This window comes from Cellulomonas humilata (genome assembly GCF_030814415.1).
Lineage (GTDB): Bacteria > Actinomycetota > Actinomycetes > Actinomycetales > Cellulomonadaceae > Cellulomonas > Cellulomonas humilata_A.
On record NZ_JAUSVB010000003.1, the window covers coordinates 175643 to 190429 of the forward strand.

The 14787-nt window shown below is 72.9% G+C and carries 17 protein-coding genes; 7 read left to right on the plus strand and 10 right to left on the minus strand.

Annotation, left to right across the window (positions count from 1 at the left end; genetic code table 11):
* The first annotated feature begins 73 nt into the window (after positions 1–73).
* Entirely contained in the window at positions 74–808 is a 735-nt protein-coding gene (locus J2X26_RS11840) for a GntR family transcriptional regulator (RefSeq protein WP_307492511.1), read from the plus strand.
* On the opposite strand, the gene J2X26_RS11845 is transcribed toward J2X26_RS11840, so the two are convergent.
* Positions 809–2125, minus strand: coding sequence for an NYN domain-containing protein (locus J2X26_RS11845; protein WP_307492513.1), 1317 nt, complete (start codon positions 2123–2125; stop codon positions 809–811).
* A 157-nt stretch (positions 2126–2282) separates the two neighbouring features.
* Between J2X26_RS11845 and J2X26_RS11850 the strand changes: the two genes are divergently transcribed.
* The 3 genes from J2X26_RS11850 to J2X26_RS11860 all read left to right on the plus strand — a co-directional run bounded on the left by J2X26_RS11850 (position 2283) and on the right by J2X26_RS11860 (position 4437).
* A complete protein-coding gene (locus tag J2X26_RS11850; protein WP_307492515.1) occupies positions 2283–3779 on the plus strand; it encodes a membrane dipeptidase in 1497 nt (498 codons plus the stop codon).
* Positions 3780–3847: 68 nt separating this feature from the next.
* Positions 3848–4171: a cupin domain-containing protein gene (locus tag J2X26_RS11855; RefSeq protein WP_307492516.1), complete on the plus strand. Its 324-nt coding sequence runs from the start codon at positions 3848–3850 to the stop codon at positions 4169–4171.
* Positions 4168–4437, plus strand: a complete 270-nt coding sequence (locus J2X26_RS11860; protein ID WP_307492517.1) for an acylphosphatase — start codon at positions 4168–4170, stop codon at positions 4435–4437. The genes J2X26_RS11855 and J2X26_RS11860 overlap by 4 nt, the downstream gene beginning before the upstream one ends.
* A gap of 3 nt (positions 4438–4440) precedes the next feature.
* Here J2X26_RS11860 and J2X26_RS11865 read toward each other — a convergent pair whose 3' ends face one another.
* The gene (locus tag J2X26_RS11865) at positions 4441–5127 is read right to left on the minus strand and encodes a hypothetical protein (RefSeq protein ID WP_307492518.1); all 687 of its coding nucleotides are present in this window, start codon (positions 5125–5127) and stop codon (positions 4441–4443) included.
* 63 nt (positions 5128–5190) lie between these two features.
* Between J2X26_RS11865 and J2X26_RS11870 the strand changes: the two genes are divergently transcribed.
* The gene (locus tag J2X26_RS11870) at positions 5191–5784 is read left to right on the plus strand and encodes a carboxymuconolactone decarboxylase family protein (RefSeq protein ID WP_307492519.1); all 594 of its coding nucleotides are present in this window, start codon (positions 5191–5193) and stop codon (positions 5782–5784) included.
* 18 nt (positions 5785–5802) lie between these two features.
* On the opposite strand, the gene J2X26_RS11875 is transcribed toward J2X26_RS11870, so the two are convergent.
* The 5 genes from J2X26_RS11875 to J2X26_RS11895 are packed head-to-tail and all read right to left on the minus strand — an operon-like array spanning position 5803 to position 10607.
* Positions 5803–6921, minus strand: a complete 1119-nt coding sequence (locus tag J2X26_RS11875) for a bifunctional 2-methylcitrate synthase/citrate synthase (RefSeq protein WP_307492521.1) — start codon at positions 6919–6921, stop codon at positions 5803–5805.
* Between the two features lie 59 nt (positions 6922–6980).
* The gene (gene prpB, locus J2X26_RS11880; RefSeq protein ID WP_307492523.1) at positions 6981–7874 is read right to left on the minus strand and encodes a methylisocitrate lyase; all 894 of its coding nucleotides are present in this window, start codon (positions 7872–7874) and stop codon (positions 6981–6983) included.
* Positions 7874–9400 carry an MmgE/PrpD family protein gene (locus tag J2X26_RS11885; RefSeq protein WP_307492525.1) on the minus strand — a complete coding sequence of 509 codons (1527 nt, stop codon included), beginning with the start codon at positions 9398–9400 and terminating at the stop codon, positions 7874–7876. The genes prpB and J2X26_RS11885 overlap by 1 nt, the downstream gene beginning before the upstream one ends.
* Before the next feature lie 38 nt (positions 9401–9438).
* Positions 9439–10158, minus strand: coding sequence for a 5'-methylthioadenosine/adenosylhomocysteine nucleosidase (locus tag J2X26_RS11890; RefSeq protein ID WP_146846310.1), 720 nt, complete (start codon positions 10156–10158; stop codon positions 9439–9441).
* Entirely contained in the window at positions 10155–10607 is a 453-nt protein-coding gene (locus J2X26_RS11895) for an S-ribosylhomocysteine lyase (protein WP_307493160.1), read from the minus strand. The genes J2X26_RS11890 and J2X26_RS11895 overlap by 4 nt, the downstream gene beginning before the upstream one ends.
* Before the next feature lie 100 nt (positions 10608–10707).
* On the opposite strand from J2X26_RS11895, the gene J2X26_RS11900 reads away from it, so the two are divergent.
* A complete protein-coding gene (locus tag J2X26_RS11900) occupies positions 10708–11175 on the plus strand; it encodes an NUDIX hydrolase (protein WP_307492528.1) in 468 nt (155 codons plus the stop codon).
* Position 11176: 1 nt separating this feature from the next.
* Here the strand turns inward: J2X26_RS11900 and J2X26_RS11905 are convergent, their stop codons facing one another.
* Genes J2X26_RS11905 through J2X26_RS11915 form a run of 3 tightly spaced genes read right to left on the minus strand, consistent with a single transcriptional unit; the run spans position 11177 to position 13809 of the window.
* Positions 11177–12214, minus strand: a complete 1038-nt coding sequence (locus tag J2X26_RS11905; protein ID WP_307492529.1) for an NAD(P)/FAD-dependent oxidoreductase — start codon at positions 12212–12214, stop codon at positions 11177–11179.
* Positions 12211–12735 (minus strand): isoprenylcysteine carboxyl methyltransferase family protein, encoded by a 525-nt coding sequence (locus J2X26_RS11910; protein ID WP_307492531.1) that lies wholly within the window; start codon positions 12733–12735, stop codon positions 12211–12213. The genes J2X26_RS11905 and J2X26_RS11910 overlap by 4 nt, the downstream gene beginning before the upstream one ends.
* Entirely contained in the window at positions 12736–13809 is a 1074-nt protein-coding gene (locus J2X26_RS11915) for a type III polyketide synthase (RefSeq protein ID WP_307492533.1), read from the minus strand.
* A 106-nt stretch (positions 13810–13915) separates the two neighbouring features.
* On the opposite strand from J2X26_RS11915, the gene J2X26_RS11920 reads away from it, so the two are divergent.
* The gene (locus tag J2X26_RS11920; RefSeq protein WP_307492535.1) at positions 13916–14761 is read left to right on the plus strand and encodes a UbiA family prenyltransferase; all 846 of its coding nucleotides are present in this window, start codon (positions 13916–13918) and stop codon (positions 14759–14761) included.
* Positions 14762–14787: the final 26 nt, after the last annotated feature.

A 14787-nucleotide genomic window follows, 5' to 3' on the forward strand; every position in this document is an offset into this window, starting at 1 on the left:
CGACCACTCGGCAGTCTAGACAGGTCTACTCATGCACGACCAGGGAGGCGATTTCCATGGAACCCTGGACCCCATGACGGAGGTCCTGCAGCGAGAGTCGGCGGTGCCGCTCTACGCGCAGCTCGAGCAGATCCTGCACACCCGGATCACCAGCGGCGAGTGGCTGCCCGGGCAGCGCATCCCGTCGGAGAACGAGCTCAACCGCATCTACGGCCTCAGCCGGATGACCGTGCGCGGCGTGCTCACCAAGCTCGTCGGCGACGGTCTGCTGGTCCGGGTCCCGGGCAAGGGCACCTACGTCGCCACGCCCAAGATCAACGCGGTCTCACCGGCCTACCGGGGCGTGCGCGAGCAGCTCGAGGGCCTCGGCTACGAGACGTCGACGCGGCTGGTCTCGGTCGGCCTCGAGACACCGTCCTCCGGGGTCCGCGAACGGCTCGTGCTGGGTGAGGGCGACGAGACGTACGTGATCGTCCGCGTCCGCTCCGTCCAGGGCGAGCCGATCAGCCTGCACCGCTCCTACGTGCCGGCCCGCCTGGCGCCCGGGCTCGACGGGCACGACGTCGTCGCCAACCAGCTGTGCGTCGTTCTCGAGGAGCACTACGGCCTGCCCATGAAGCGCGTCCACGAGGAGCTCGAGGCCGTCGCCGTGACCTCCGCGGACGCCAAGCACCTGGGCATGCGGCGCGGCGAGCCGGCCCTCCAGCTGCAGGACGTGATCTCCGATGCGCTCTCGAGGCCGTTCGAGTACTCGTCGATCGTGTTCCGCGGCGACCGCATGCGCCTGCGCTTCGACTACGACCGCTAGTCAGCCCTCCAGCAGACCGCCGCCGACCCAGGAGCGGATCGCTGCCACGTCGCCGGTGCTCATCTGCATCCGGGCGCCTCGGCACAGTCCGACGACGTTGTCGGCCCACGCCGTCGCGAGGTCGCGCGATGTGACGGACGACGTGAGTCGCAGCCCGGCGAAGATGATGCCGCCGATGACGAAGTTGACTGTCGAGAGGCCGATCTTGGCGCCGGCCTTCTGGCATGCGTCGCGCACACGGCGTGAGGTCTCGGCGCGGTCGAACGGCTGGCCTGCGAGGTCGGCGGCAAGCGTTGTGAGCAGGACGCGGTAGGTGGACTGGCTCAAGCCGGGGGTGTCGGTCACGGCGACCACCTGGTTCTGCAGCGCGCTGGGGGCCGTGTCCGTGGCGGCGCCCGGCAGGTCGGCCTCGCCGAACCGCGTGGGGTCCCACACGTAGCCCGGCGGACGCGACGAGACGCCGACCTCGGGGACGACCTTCGCGAGCCAGGGCAGGAACCCACCGGCACCCGCCCACCGGGTCTCCGGCAGAGCCGGCTCGGTCTTCTGCGCCAGCTGCGCCATGGTGCCCAGCGGCACCGGGCGGTCGGCCGTCTGCACGCGCTGGAGCACGGCCTTGCGCGCCGCGGAGCTGGCAGGCGGTGCGGCGACGACGGGCTCCGGCGCCGCCTTCTTGGTGCGGGCAGGCGGTGTCGCGGCGGTGGGCGGCTCGACGACGACCGGCGGCTCGGCGACCACGGTCTCCACCGGCAGCGTCGACGCGGTGTGCGTGACCAGGTCCGCCAGCTCGTCGGCGGTGATGACGGAGTCGGCCACCGCGCGGTACGCGCTCGCGGCCGGGCTGGCGGTCATGATCGTGACCCGGCGGGCCGCCGCCCGGCAGCGCAGGGCCAGAGGAGTGAAGTCCGCGTCGGCGGACACGATGACGAACTCCTCGTAGTGCGTCGGCGCGGCCAGCGCGTCGACGGCGTCGAGGACGAGGTTGATGTCGGCGCTGCTCTTGCCCTGCTGCGTGAGCGACGGGCAGTCGACCACCTGGAAGCCGGCGCGCGTGAAGTTCGGGCGGAACTGCGAGAACCGCGACGGGTTCAGGTAGCACGCGCGGATGAGGAACCGTCGCGAGAAGTCGCCCTCGGAGTCCGTGCCGGACTCCAGCTCGCTGAGCCAGTGGGCCGGGTTCGTGGCGAAGGCCTCGGCCGCCACGGGGTCGAGGCGCTGCAGGCCGATGTAGACGTTGTCGAAGTCGACGAACAGGGCGGTCCGAAAACGCCGGGCCGCGTCGGCTCGGTCGGCAGAGGTCACGCTGGGGGAGGTCACCCGGTCATCCTCCCCTGCGAGAGCGGGACGGCGCGCACTGGCGGTGTTCAACCCGTTCGAGCCGGCGCGCTCTCGCGGCCCGAGGGACCGGTGGCCCGGGTGTCCCGGGAATGTGGACGCGTGGGAGCATGAAGGATCGCCGACTACGGGGGCAGTCATGGGAGGTGACGTCGAGGGGCTCGGCTTCGCGGACCTGCACCTGCACCAGCACGCCCACCTTGCGTTCGGCGGGCGCGTGATTGCCGGAGCCCCGTCGGGCGAGCTCGCGGACGCTCTGGCATCGTGCCGCGCGGCCCACGGCCCGCACGGGATTCTCGACCTCCTCGGCAACATCGGCCGGGTGGTGCTCCTGGGTGCCGGCTGGCGCGCGCTGCTCGGCCACCGAACCACCGGGTACCCCGCGTTCGACGACTGGCTGCGCTGGGACGACCTCACGCACCAGGGCGCGCACGAGGACATGCTCCGGCGGGCGGTCGACGGGGGACTGCGACTCGTCGTCATGCACGCCCTCCACAACGAGCTGGTGTACCGCCTGACACCGGGTGCCCGCGGCCCGGGCAACGACATGGCGGTGGTCGATCTCCAGCTCGCGGCGGCCCATGAGATGGAGGCGTCCATCGACGCCCGGTCTGGCGGGCACGGACGTGGGTGGTACCGCATCGTCCGGACGCCGGAGGAGGCGCGCGAGGTCATCGCGTCCGGCCGGCTCGCGGTCGTGCTCGGCATCGAGGTCGACACCCTGTTCGCGACCCCGGGGGTCGAACCGACTCCCGCGTCGGTCCGCGCCGCCGTCGCCAAGTACCACGACGCCGGCGTGCGGCACGTCATGCCGTGCCATCTCCGGGACAACGCCTTCGGCGGTGCTGCGTTCGCACTCCTCCTGCACTGGTCGCGGTCGGCGGGCATCTTCTCCACGGTCAACCCGCTCGGCTCCCTCCCCGTGTACCGGATGCGCACCGAGCCCGGGCAAACGGACACGTACCGATACCGCGGAGGCCACCGCAACCCCCGGGGCCTCACCGACCTCGGCGGCGTGCTCGTCGACGAGCTGATGGCGCACGGCTTCCTCATCGACGTCGACCACATGTCCGCCGCGACGCGGGCCGACGTCCTCGACCGCACCGGGGCCAGGCACTACCCGGTGGTCGCCGGCCACGCGGAGCTCCTGACGACCAGTCGACCCGAGCTGCGCAGCGAGCGCCAGCTCACCGACGCGGAGGTCGCCCGGATCGAGGCCGCCGGAGGCGTCGTGGCGCTCCTGCTCCGGCAGTCGGTCCAGGCCGGTCCCGCGACGAGCCGGGGCACGTCGGACACCTTCGCCGAGGCGTACCGGCACCTGCTGCGCACCGCCCCGGGCGCGGCGGGCGGGTTCGGTTCGGACCTCAACGGGTTCGCCGGCTCGCCTGGTGCGCGAGCAGGAGCCTCGGTGCAGTACCCGTTCCCGTCGCCTGTCGGGACCGCCTCGATGCCGCGGGCCACGCTCGGGACGAGGACGTTCGACATTGCCGACCACGGTGTCGCGCACGCCGGGATGCTTCCGGACTTCGTCGCCGAGCTCCGGGTCGCCGGCCTCTCGGAGCATGAGCTCGCGCCACTGCTCCGGTCCGCCACCCGGTACGTCGAGATGTGGGAACGTGCCATGACCGCCCGATGACGACGGTCGGCGGTCCGGGACGACGTGGGTGGGTCGCCGGAGGCAACCCCGGCGGCCACACTGGGCGGATGCACCTCCTGACCGGCGCAGGGCTGCCCGGCCCCACCGCGTACACCGAGCACCTGCGGGTCCCCGACCTCAGTGTCGGCACCTACGTGCTTGCCGTCGGGGACGTCGACGGGCAGCAGCCGCACACCGAGGACGAGGTCTACGTGGTCCTCCGGGGCCGCGCGCGACTGTGGACGCCGGACGTGACCGTCGACGTGGGGCCGGGTGCGGTCGCGTTCGTGCCCGCGCTCGAACCGCACCGGTTCGTCGACATCACCGAGGACCTGCAGGTACTCGTCGTGTTCGGACCGGCCGAGTACAGCAACGCCGGGGCCGCGACGTGATCCGCCGGCACCTCGTCGTCCGCGGGATGGTGCAGGGCGTCGGCTACCGGTGGTCGTTGTCCCGTGAGGCGCGCCGGCTCGGCGTGCACGGCTGGGTCCGCAACCGCGCCGACGGGGCCGTGGAGGCCGTGGCCGAGGGGCCCGCCGAGGCTGTCGAGGCGCTCGTCGCCTGGTGCCGGTCCGGCCCCGGTGGCGCCCAGGTGGCCGGCGTCGAGGTCATCGACGAGGCGCCGGAGGGTCTAGCGGGTTTCGAGATCGAGCCGTAGCCGTCAGCGGACCCAGACCTGCAGCCGCCCGACAGGCTCGAACCCGACCGCGACGGGCGGGAGCAGGTCCGGTCCCGACTCGTAGCCGACGAGCCGGTGCGCGCCGAGCTCGCGACGGGCGAGCATCGCGAGCTCCGACCACACGAGCTCGGGCTCGCAGCGCAGCACCTGCACGTTGGAGAGACCCACGACGGTGTCCGCGCCCGCGCCGGAGCGGTTGAGCGCGGCGACGGCGACCGGGCCGTCGGCGTCGGCCGCCAGCAGCAGCCGCACGTCCGGGTCGTCGACGACGCTCGGCCGGATCGCCGCCGAGCCGTGGGCGGAGAGCCAGAGCGGCAGGGTCTGGCCGTCGACGGTCCGCCACGGCAGTCCGGGAGCCGCCGCCGGCACGGCGGGAAGGGTCAGCCACTGCGCCTCGAACAGGACCGACCAGCCGTGCGGCGCCAGGTCGAGGTCGGCGAACGAGTCCTTCACCGAGGCGCCGTCGGAGTCGTCGACTGCCGCGAGCACGGCGGCCACGGGGACCCCGGGTCGCAGCGTGACGGCGTCCGGGTAGGCGTCGGGGGAGCGGCGCGAGGTTGACCAGAGGTCACGGCCCAGCACGGTGGGCAGACCGACGGCGCGGCAGACGAGGTCGCACCAGGAGGCGTTGTTGGCGACCGCGGCGGCGACGATGCGGGCGTCGGACATGGTCCCGACTCTGCCGCACGACCGTGCTCGACGCCGACGGACCCGCACCGCCATGATCTGCCCATGAGCTGGATCCAGGACGCCACGCCGGACGACGACGACCCCACGGGCGAGGTGACGGAGGCGTTCGAGAAGGACCGGGCGTCGCTCGGCCACGTCGCCAACTACACGCGGGTCTTCGCGCACCGACCCGCCGTCCTGCGCGCGTGGCAAGGCCTCAACGGGGCGATCAAGGGCATGGACCCTCGACGCTACGAGGTGGCCACGACCGCGGCGGCGCTGCGGCTGCGGTCGAGCTACTGCGCGCTGGCGCACGGCAAGGTCCTGGCGACCGCGCACATGAGTCCGGACGCCGTGCGCGCGCTCGCGGACGGCGAGGACTCGCCCGAGTTGACCGAGGTCGACCACGCGGTCGCCCGGCTGGCCGACAAGGTCGCGGCGGGGGCGGCGGACATGCGGCCCATCGACCTGGACGAGCTGCGCGCCCTCGGGTGGACCGACGACGAGGTCCTCGACGTTGTGCTCGCCGCGGCCGCGCGGTGCTTCTTCAGCACAGTCCTGGAGGCCGTGGGTGCGGAACCGGACGCTGCGTACCAGGCGCTGGACGCACCGATGCGGGAGGCCCTCACGGTCGGGCGACCGATCGCACCGGCCTGACCCGCCCAGTCGTGCTCGCTACGGCACGTCCCGCCGGGCCGGGCCCACGTACTGGCTCAGCGGCCGGATCAGCGAGTTCGCGTTCAGCTGCTCCATCACGTGCGCCGTCCAGCCCGTGATCCGGCTGGCGACGAACAGCGGCGTGAACGTCGGGGTGTCGAAGCCCATGAGGTGGTACGCGGGGCCGGTGGGGTAGTCGAGGTTGGGCAGGATGTTCTTGCGCTCGGTCATCGCGGACTCCAGCGCGTCGTACAGGTCGAGCATGTCCTGCCGGTCGTAGTGCTCGACCAGGGTCACCAGCGACTCGCGCATGGTCGGCACCCGGGAGTCGCCGTGCTTGTAGACGCGGTGCCCGAAGCCCATGATCTTGCGCTTGCTCGCCAGGGCGTCGTCGAGCCACGCCGCCGTGCGGTCCGCGGTGCCGATCTCCGTGAACGTGGCCATGACCGCCTCGTTGGCGCCTCCGTGCAGGGGACCCTTGAGCGCGCCGACCGCGCCAGTGACCGCGGAGTGCAGGTCCGACAGGGTCGAGGCGATGACGCGGGCGGTGAACGTGGACGCGTTGAAGGAGTGCTCGGCGTACAGCACCATCGACACCTCGAACGCCTTGACGACGACGGGGTCCGGCACCTCGCCGAACGTGACGTGCAGGAAGTTCTCCGCGAACCCGAGGTCGTCGCGCGGTGCCACGGGGTCCTGCCCGCGGCGACGGCGCTGGTCGAGGGCCACGACCCCGGGCAGCTGCGCGAACAGCCGCACCGACTTGGCCAGGTTCGCCTCGCGCGACGAGTCCTCCTCGGTCGGGTCGTGCGCCCCGAGCACGCTCACGGCGGTGCGCACCACGTCCATCGGGTGGCAGGTGGTGGGCAGCGACAGCACGGCCTGGACCACGTCGTCGTCGAGCACCCGCTGCGACCTCTCGGCCGCCTCCAGCTCGGCCAGCTGGTCCGGGGTGGGCAGCTCACCGTGCCACAGCAGGTACGCGACCTCCTCGAACGAGCAGCGCGCCGCCAGCTGCTGCACGGGGTAGCCGCGGTACAGCAGCGAGTTGCTGGCGGCGTCGACCGAGGAGACCTCGGTGGTGTCGACGACCACGCCGGCGAGGCCCTTGTGGATCTGCGTGTCGGTCTCGGTCATGCGGTGTGCCTCCATCGTCGTTGACGGGACTCGTGCGTGAGAAAGAGCAGAGGTGCTGGTCAGAGCGTGAAGTTGAAGACGTTCGTGTCGAACTGGCCGTAGGCCTCGTAGTCGAGCAGCTCGTAGAGCTCGGCGCGCGTCTGCATCTTGTCGAGCAGGCCGGCCTGGGTGCCCTCGGCGCGGATGGTATCGAGCCCGGTCATCGCGGCGCCCATGGCCAGCCGGAGCAGGGTGACCGGGTAGATGACGATGTTGATGCCGATGTCCTCGAGCTGGCGCGCGGTCAGCAGCTCGCCCTTGCCGAACTCGGTCATGTTGGCCAGCAGCGGCACGTCGACCGCCGCGCGCACGGCCTCGAACTCGTCGGGACCGGTCAGCGCCTCGGGGAAGATGGCGTCGGCACCGGCGTCGACCAGCGCCTTGGCCCGGTCGATCGCCGCCGCCAGGCCGTCCACGGCCCGGATGTCGGTGCGGGCCATGATGAGGAAGTTCGGGTCCCGGCGACCGTCGACCGCGGCCCGGATGCGCTTGAGCGCGGTGTCGTCGTCGACCACCGCCTTGCCGTCGAGGTGCCCGCAGCGCTTCGGGTTGACCTGGTCCTCGATGTGGCAGCCCGCCAGGCCGGCGTCCTCGAGACCCTGGACCGTCCGGGCCACGTTCATGGGCTCGCCGAACCCGGTGTCCGCGTCCACGATCGCGGGCAGGTTGCTCATGCGAGCGATCTGGCCGGCGCGCTGCGTGACCTCGGTGGCCGTCGTCAGCCCGATGTCCGGCAGCCCCAGGTCCGCGGCGAGCACGGCCCCCGAGATGTAGACGCCGTCGAAGCCCTTAGCCTCGATCAGCCGCGCGGACAGCGGGTTGAACGCGCCGGGGAGCCGCAGCAGGCGTCCGGACGCGAGCCCGTCCCGCAGGGCGACGCGCTTGTCCGCGGGGGTCGCGGTCGCGTAGAGCATCAGAAGAGTCCTTCCGGGGTGCTGACCGTGTCGAGCCAGCCCGCGGGTGCGACGACCGTGAGGCCGGAAAGCTCGTCGGCGGTCAGGGACGGCAGGCGCTGGGCGACGTCGAGGAACCGCTCGATCTCGTCGGGCGCGAGCACCCCGGCCGCGAGCGAGCGGAACTTCGCGACGTACTGCTCCCGGGCGAACGGCCGGGCGCCCAGCGGGTGGGCGTCGGCCACGGCGAGCTCCGCGACGACGACCTCTCCGCCGGTGGTCGTGATCTCGACGCGGCCGCCGAACGCCTTCTGCGCTGGGTCGCTCGAGTGGTACCGCTCCGTCCAGGCAGGGTCCTCGGTGGTGGTGACCTTCTGCCACAGCTCGACCGTGTCCGCCCGGGCCGCCCGGTCGGGTGCGTACGACGCGACGTGGTCCCAGACGCCGTCCTGCAGCGCGACCGTGAAGATGTACGGGATCGAGTGGTCGAGCGTCTCGCGGGACGCCGTCGGGTCGTACTTCTGCGGGTCGTTGGCGCCGGAACCGATCACGTAGTGCGTGTGGTGCGACGTGTGGATGACGATCGACGCCACGTTGTGCGGGTTGGTCAGGTCCGGGCGCTCGCGGTGCAGGCTGCGCGCCAGGTCGATGAGCGCCTGCGACTGGTACTCCGCCGAGTGCTCCTTGGTGTACGTGTCGAGGATCGCCCGCTTGGCCTCGCCGGGAGCGGGCAGCGGCACGTCGTAGGCGGCGTCGGGACCATCCAGCATCCAGGCGATGACGCCGTCCTCGCCCTCGTAGATGGGGGTGGGCGACGTCTCGCCGCGCATCGCCCGGTCCACCGCCTCGATGGCGATCTTGCCCGCGAACGCCGGGGCGTACGCCTTCCACGACGAGATCTCGCCCTTGCGCGACTGCCGCGTGGCCGTCGTCGTGTGCAGTGCCTGGCCGACCGCGTGGAAGATCACCTCGGGCGACAGGTCGAGCAGCGTGCCCAGACCGGCGGCCACCGACGGGCCCAGGTGGGCGACGTGGTCGATCTTGTGCGCGTGCAGGCTGATCGCGCGCACCAGGTCGACCTGGATCTCGTAGCCCGTGGCGATCGCGCGGACCAGCGCGGCCCCGTCCCGACCGGTGTGCTGCGCGACGGCGACGATCGGCGGGATGTTGTCGCCCGGGTGGGAGTAGTCGGCCGCGAGGAACGTGTCGTGGTAGTCGAGCTCGCGGACCGCGACGCCGTTCGCCCACGCCGCCCACTCCGGGCTGACCCGCGTGGCCGGGTCCACTCCGGAGACCGTCGCGCCGTTGCGCGGACCCGCGTACGGGTGCGCGAGCGCCTGGGCCCGGGCAGTCGACGGGGGAGTGCGTGTCAGGGATGCGACCGTGACCGCCGCGTTGTCGATCACGCGGTTGATGATCATGTCGACCACGTCGTCCGGCACCTCGACGGGGTCGGCGGCGACCTCCGCGATGGCCCAGGCCAGCTGGTCGGTACGCGCCAGGCGGTCGGCGCTCGGGTGCACGCGCACGGCGTGGTTCTGGGTCATCAGGTCGCTTCCTGTGAGAGGTCCGGCGAGAGAGACGGTCAGCGTGCGTGGGCCATGTCCCCGACGGCCAGCCGTCGGAGCACCTCGATGACGACCGCGGCGGACCGGTCCGCAGCATCGTCCACGTGCGTGAGGAAGTCCGCACCCGCGACCGGGCCGCACAGGTCGGAGATGCCGCGCACCGACAGGAACGGCACCCCGTACAGGTGGGCCGTGTGGGCCAGCGCCGCCGACTCCATGTCGGTGGCCATGGCCGCCGGGAACGCCGCACGGATGCGGTCGATGCGGCTGGCGTCGATGAACGCGTCGCCGGACAGGATGGTGCCGGTCAGGACGCGCAGGTCGACGGTCGCGGTCACCGCGGCGTCGTGCAGGATCTGCTCCGCCTCGTACACCTCGGGCATGCCCGGGACCTGGCCCAGCTCGTACCCGAACGCGCGTGCGTCGGCGCCGGAGTACAGGTACTCGGACCCGACGACGACGTCGCCGACCCGGACGTCCAGCCCGACGCCGCCCGCGCTGCCGGCGCTGATGACCGCCCGCGGGTGCGTGCCCTGGATGGCGACGGCGGCGGCCGTGGCGGAGTTCACCAGACCGATCCCGCACTGCACCAGCAGCACCTGCCGGCCGCAGACGGTGAGCAGGCGGTGCTCGGCGTGACCCATCTGGGTGGGGTCGCCGACGACGTCGGCACGCGCGAGGAACGCGGCCGACTCGTCGGGCATCGCGGTGACGATGACCGCGTCGACGGCGATCATGCGGTGACCTGGCTCCACTCCCCGCGGGCGGCCAGGAACGTCGTCGCCGCCTCCTGGGCACCCGAGAGCGTGTGGTTGGCGCCCCAGCCGCACTGGACCTCGTTCGCGGCCGGCACCTCGGTCGCCGTCGTGATGTCCGTGAGCGTGTCCTGGACCAGGCCCAGGACGTCGTCGTAGTCCCACTCGCCCTGCAGGATCAGGTAGAACCCGGTCTGGCAGCCCATCGGGGAGAAGTCGATGACCCGCTCCGAGTGGTTGCGGGAGTGCTCCGCGAACAGGTGCTCGAGGGAGTGCACCGTCGGCATCTCGAGGTGCGCGACGTTCGGCTGCGTGAAACGGACGTCGTACTTCTGGATCACGTCCCCGGCGGGAAGCTGCTTGGTGTCGGCCAGGCGCACGTACGGCGCGGCGACGGTCCGGTGGTCGAGGTTGAACGACTCGACGTTCATGCGGGGCTGGTTCACGGCACAAGGTCCTTCTCGGTCGGCGACGGTCCATTCTCACCCCCGGGAGCCCGGTGGCCGAACGCGCCCTCGTACCATCGGCCAGGTGTCGATCCCCGAGTACGTCCGCACCCTGCGCTCCGCCGTCGGCCACGACCTCCTCTGGCTGCCCGGCGTGACCGCCGTCGTCGTCCGCGACGATCAGGTCCTGCTCGTGCGTCGAGCGGACAACGGCGCCTGGACACCGGTGACCGGGATCATCGACCCGGGCGAGGAGCCGGCCGTCGCGGGCGCCCGCGAGGTGCTCGAGGAGGCCTCGGTCGTCGCGGTCCCGGAGCGCCTCACGTGGGTGCACGCGCTGCCGCCGATGGTCTACGACAACGGGGACCGCGCGCAGTACCTCGACCACACGTTCTTGTTCCGGTACGTCTCCGGCGAGCCGTTCCCCGCCGACGGCGAGAACACCGAGGCGGCGTGGTTCGCGCTCGACGCGCTCCCGGCGATGTCCGCGGAGATGCACGCGCGGATCGCGAGCGCGCTGGCATCCGCCGGGCCGGCTGAGTTCGCGTCCTGACTCAGCGCGCGAGGCGCTCGACCACCGCCCCGTACAGCCCCGGTGCTGTGACGGCCAGCGGGACGATGGCGCGCCGCAGGGGAGTGCGCGCGGCGGCGAGCAGGCTGCTGGTCACCACGCGGTAGTCGCGGGTGGCCGCGGTCCACGCCTTCTCGTAGGCGGCGTTGGAGCGGCGGACGTCCTCGCCCAGCGTCGCGACGGCGGCGTGCGCCTGGGCGAGCCCGACCCGCACGCCCTCGCCGGTCAGGGCGTCGACGTAGCCCGACGAGTCGCCGACCAGCCGCACGCGCCCTGCGGTGCGGTGCTGGCTCTGCTGGTACATCGGGCCGGCGCCGCGCGCGGGGCCGAGCCGCTCCGCGTCGCCGAGGTGGTGGCGCAGGGCGACGAACGAGTCGAGCGTCCGGTCGTAGTCGTGGTGGGCCGGGCCCAGGAGCGCGACGCCGACGACGTCGTCGGCCACCGGGGTCACGTACGCCTCGACGGAGCGCCCCCAGTGCACCTCGACGAGGTCGGTCCACGGTGCCACCCGGAAGTGGCGGCGCACCCCGAACCGCCGGGCGCGCAGGCGGTGGTGCGTGGAGAGGTCGACCTGGCGGCGGACCGTCGAGTGCAGGCCGTCACAGGCCAGGAGCCAGCGCCCCCGGATCCCCGCGCACCAGACGGAGGACGCGTCCTGCTCGACCGCACCCGCCCGGCCGGGGACGACGACGGCGCCGAGCTCCAGCGCGCGTGCGGCGAGGGCGGCGTGCAGGACGGTCCGCCGGACGCCGCGCCCGGGCGACTCCGCGAAGAGGTGGTCGGCGGTGTGCGCGCCCCGCAGGTACCGGATCCCGGTGAGGGTGTGGCCCTCCGGGTCGACGCCGAGGCGCGCGAGCGCCGCCACCGCACCGGGCATCAGCCCTTCGCCGCAGGCCTTGTCCACGGGCGTAGCCCGAGGTTCGACGACGATCACGGACAGGCCCGCGAGCCGCCCCTCGATCGCGACGGCGAGCCCCACCGGTCCGCCACCGATGACCAGCAGGTCCGCGTCGGGGGTCATGCCGGAGCCGGGCTGACAGACCGCAGGGCGCGCTCCTCGGTCGGGATCCGGAAGCCGAGCAGGAGCACGGCGTTCAGCACCGTGAAGGCGACCGCGGTGACCCACGCGGTGTGCACCAGGGGCAGGGCGGCGCCCTCCACGGCGACGGCGACGTAGTTCGGGTGGCTCAGCCAGCGGTACGGGCCCCGACGGACCAGGGCCACCCCCGGCACGACGATGACCCGGGTGCTCCACTGGTTGCCGAGCGTCCCGATGCACCACCAGCGCAACGCGTTCGCGGCGACGACGAACGCCAGCGCGGTCCACCCGAGCGCGGGGATGAACGGCCGGTCCGCCACGTGCACCTCGACCACGCACGCGACGAGCAGGCCGGTGTGCAGCGCGACCATCGGCGGGTAGTGCCGCTTCCCCGTCTCGATGCCGCCGTGCGCGAACGCCCACGTCACATGACGTTGGGAGACGATCAGCTCGGCCAGGCGCTCGAACGCGACGACGACGATCAGCCAGTCGTACCAGCTCACCTACGACTCCTCGGTCCAGCGCAGCAGGACGGTCTCGGTGCACACCCCGGGACCGAAGGCGAACAGCACGCCGGCGGACCCGGGGATCTGCCCGCCGGTCGCCAGCTCGTCGGCGAGCACGTGCAGGACCCCGGACGACGACAGGTTGCCCACCCGCGCCAGCGACCGCCAGCTCGCGGCGAAGGCCTCGTCGGGCAGCTCGAGCGAGCTCGCGGCGGCCTGCAGGATCCGCGGTCCACCGGTGTGCGCCACCCAGGTGCCGACGTCGGCGACCTTGAGGCCGTGCGCGGCGAGCAGGTCGACGACGCCGGGACCGAGGTTCGCCTCGACGATGTCGGCGAGGCTCGCGCCGAGCACGATCCGCAGGCCGCTGGCTCCGATGTCCCAGCCGAGCACGTCGGTGGTGCCCGGGACCAGGTCGCTGCGGGAGTCGACGACGTCGACGCGACCGGGCACGTCGTCCACGCGGTCGCTGCCCACCATCACGACGGCCGTGGCACCGTCGCCGAACAGCCCGCCGGACACGATGTTCGCCATCGAGTCGTCGCCGTGCTGCAGCGTCAGCGAGCACAGCTCGACCGAGACGAGCAGCGCGACGTCCTGCGGGTGGCCCTGCAGGTAGTCGCGCACCCGGGCGATCCCCGCGGCGCCGGCCGCGCAGCCGAGCCCGAACACGGGGACCCGCTTGACGTCGGGACGCAGCCCGAGCCGCTCGACCAGGAGCACGTCGAGCGACGGGGTGGCGACGCCGGTGATCGTCGTGACCAGCAGGTAGTCGACGTCCTGCGCGTCCAGCCCGGACGCCGCGAGAGCCTGCCTGCAGGCCTCGGCCGCCAAGGATGTCGCCTCGCGGATGAACGTGTCGTTGGTGGCCGTGAACGTGGTCAGGCTCGCGTACTCCTCGAGCGGCAGCGCGAGGTGGCGGGTCTCGATGCCGGTCGCCGCGTGGATCCGCTCGATCGTCGCCCAGCGCCGCGGGTCCGCGGACAGCAGAGGGGCCATCGCGGCGGTGATCTCGCTCTGGGCGTAGGCGTGCTCGGGCAGGACCGGGGCAAGAGCGGCGATACGCGCCATCCGGGCATCGTGCCACGCGACCGCACGTCCGGCACGCGTCCTGGCCGTCGTGCCGAACCTTCACCCCGACCTGCGACGATGACGCGTCGATGCGGAGGTGAGCAGGGTGGGCGTAGGAGCCGGCGGGTCGCGCGTCGTCGACCTCGCGCTCGCCTGCCACCCGGCGCCCGCCGTCGCGGTGACCGTCTTCGCGATCGCCATGGCCGCGGGGGCCGACGCGCCCCTCGCGACGACGGCCCTGGTCGGTGCCGCGGTCCTGGCGGGCCAGCTGTCCGTGGGCTGGTCCAACGACTGGATCGACGCGGACCGGGACGCGGCCGTCGGACGGACGGACAAGCCCGTCGGTGCCGGGCGGCTGGCGGTCCGGACGGTCCGCACCGCGGCGCTGAGCGCGGCGGCGGCGTGCGTGGTGCTCTCGCTGGCGCTCGGCTGGCGGGCCGGTCTGGTGCACCTGGCGACCGTGGCGTCGGCCTGGGCCTACAACGTCCGGCTCAAGAGCACCGTCTGGTCGTGGGCGCCGTACGCGTTCTCGTTCGGCTTCCTCCCGCTGGCCATCGCGCTGGCCCTGCCCGGCTCACCGGTCGCCGCCTGGTGGGCGATGGCGGGGGGTGCTCTGCTCGGTATCGGTGCGCACGGGGCCAACGTGGTGCCGGACCTGCAGGACGACCAGACCACCGGGGTCCGGGGCCTTCCGCACCGCGTCGGGGGGACCGCGACGAGCATCGGCACGGCCCTGGCCCTCGTCGCCGCGACCCTCCTGGTCGTCCTGGCGCCGCCCGGACCGCCCCGCGCAGCCGCCGCAGCGGCGCTCGTGCTCGCCGTCGGCCTGACGATCGTCGGGACGGTGCTCGCCCTGGGCGGGGGACGCCACCGGCTGCCCTTCCTGTTCGCGATCGCGGTCGCGGCCGTCGACGTGGTGCTGCTGGTCATGTCCGACTGGGTGGTCGGCTGACCGCTTGACTTCGAGCGCGCTTCAAG